2 protein-coding genes are annotated in these 1931 nt (G+C 68.3%); both read right to left on the bottom strand.

Annotated elements, in window-relative coordinates; genetic code table 11:
* Positions 1-418: 418 nt before the first annotated feature.
* Entirely contained in the window at positions 419-1141 is a 723-nt protein-coding gene (locus AC3XYG_RS07020; RefSeq protein ID WP_489139095.1) for an ABC transporter ATP-binding protein, read from the bottom strand.
* A gap of 10 nt (positions 1142-1151) precedes the next feature.
* Positions 1152-1931: ABC transporter ATP-binding protein (locus tag AC3XYG_RS07015; RefSeq protein WP_489139094.1), on the bottom strand; the 780-nt coding region annotated here is incomplete at its 5' end.

Raw genomic sequence — 1931 nt, 5'->3', positions numbered from 1 at the left:
CTGTGGGTGGGGATTCTGGGATGGTACCATGTCCGGCCCAGGTCCTGCTCGGTTGCGGCAGTAGGTTGTCGCGTCGCTGTCGCCCCCAACGGGGAAATACAACGAGATCGCCACGTCGCTTCGCTTCTCGCGATGACAACTTCTTCCAGGGTGGGTCGCCAGCCGGTGTGCAACCAATTCGCGATGATGCCGACCCTGTGTTGAAGCCATCACGGCCGGGCGCGCTAGGCGTGTCTGACCATCCGCGTGTCCCGGCAAGTGCGCAGATGGCCGGGACGCGCGGAGCGCGCCCGGCCATGACGGACGCTGAAAAGCGTCGACGTTATCGCAGATGGCCGGGACACGCGGAGCGTGCCCCTCGCTCGCGTGCTTGCTCCCCTCCCGTGCGTGCTCGCTCGCCCGGTGCGTGGTGGTGGTGCTAGGTGCCGCCGCCTTCCAGATATGCGGCACGGATCTCGGGTCGGGCCAGCAGGTCGGCGCCGGTGCCGGCCATGGTGATGGAGCCGTTCACCAGCACGTAACCGCGGTGGGCCAGGCGCAGGGCCTGGTAGGCGTTCTGCTCGACCAGCAGGACGGTCAGGCCGGTGGTGCGGTTCAGCTCGCGGATGGCGCCGAAGATCTGGCGGACTACCAGAGGGGCCAGGCCCAGGGACGGTTCGTCGAGCAGCAGCAGGGTGGGGCGGGACATCAGGGCGCGGCCGATCGCCAGCATCTGCTGCTCGCCGCCGGACAGAGTGCCGCCGCGCTGGTTGATGCGCTCGTGCAGGCGGGGGAACAGGGTGAAGACCTGGTCCAGCAGTCCCGGAATGTCAGAGCAGCCGGCGACCTCGGCGCCCATCAGCAGGTTCTCGTGCACGCTCATGCGGCCGAAGATGCGGCGGCCCTCGGGGGCCTGGGCGATGCCGCGGCGCATGATCTCGTGCGTCGGCCAGCGGGTGATCTCCTGGCCCTGGTGCAGGATCTGGCCGGCGCGGGCGCGGGGGTTGCCGCAGATCGTCATCATCAGGGTGGATTTGCCGGCGCCGTTGGCTCCGATCAGGGTCACGATCTCGCCTTCATTCACCGTCAGGTCGATGCCGCGCAGGGCCTGGATCGCGCCGTAGAAGGCGGTGACGCCGGACAGTGACAGTAGCGCGGTCATGCTAATTGTCTCATGCGGGCACCTCGTCTTCCTCGCCCTCGCCGAGGTAGGCGGCGATGACGGCGGGATCGGCGCGGACCTCGGCGGGGGTGCCGTCGCTGATTTTCTTGCCGTGGTCCAGCACCACGATGTGGTCGGAGATGCGCATGACGACGCCCATGTCGTGCTCGATCAGCAGCAGCGAGCAGCCCTGGTCGCGGATCTGGCGCAGCAGCTGGTTGAGTTCTTCCGACTCGCGGGGGTTCAGGCCGGCGGCGGGTTCGTCGAGGCACAGCAGGACGGGGTCGATGCACATGGCGCGGGCGATTTCCAGGCGACGCTGGGCGCCGTAGGGGAGGGCGCCTGCCGCATCGTCGGCCCGAGCGGTCAGGCCGATTGCATTCAGCCAGAAGCGGGCTTTCTCCATGCCGGCGGCCTCGGCGGCGCGATAACGGCCGAGACCCATGACCGCGAGCACGCCGAAGCCGGTGGCGGCCATCAGGGTGTTGTGCTGGGCGACGAGAAGGTTCTCCAGCACCGTCATGCCGGCGAACAGGCGAATGTTCTGGAAGGTGCGGGCGACTTTTCCGATGCTGGCGATGCGGTGGCCCGGCATTGCGTGCAAGGCGTAGGTGCCGCCGTCCGGGTGGGTCAGGGTGATGGTGCCGGAGGTCGGCCGATAGAAGCCGGTGATGCAGTTGAAGACGGTGGTCTTGCCGGCGCCGTTGGGGCCGATGACGGCGGTGATGTCGCCGCGGGCGGCCTCGAACGACAGCTCGTTGACCGCTTTCAGGCCGCCGAAGCGCATGGT

The organism is Inquilinus sp., assembly GCF_057815775.1.
This window is presented reverse-complemented; position numbering and strand designations above follow the sequence as displayed.

Bases quoted from the DNA above. Each gene is read 5' to 3' on its own strand.
- AC3XYG_RS07020 (WP_489139095.1), bottom strand. From the start codon at position 1,141: ATGACCGCGCTACTGTCACTGTCCGGCGTCACCGCCTTCTACGGCGCG.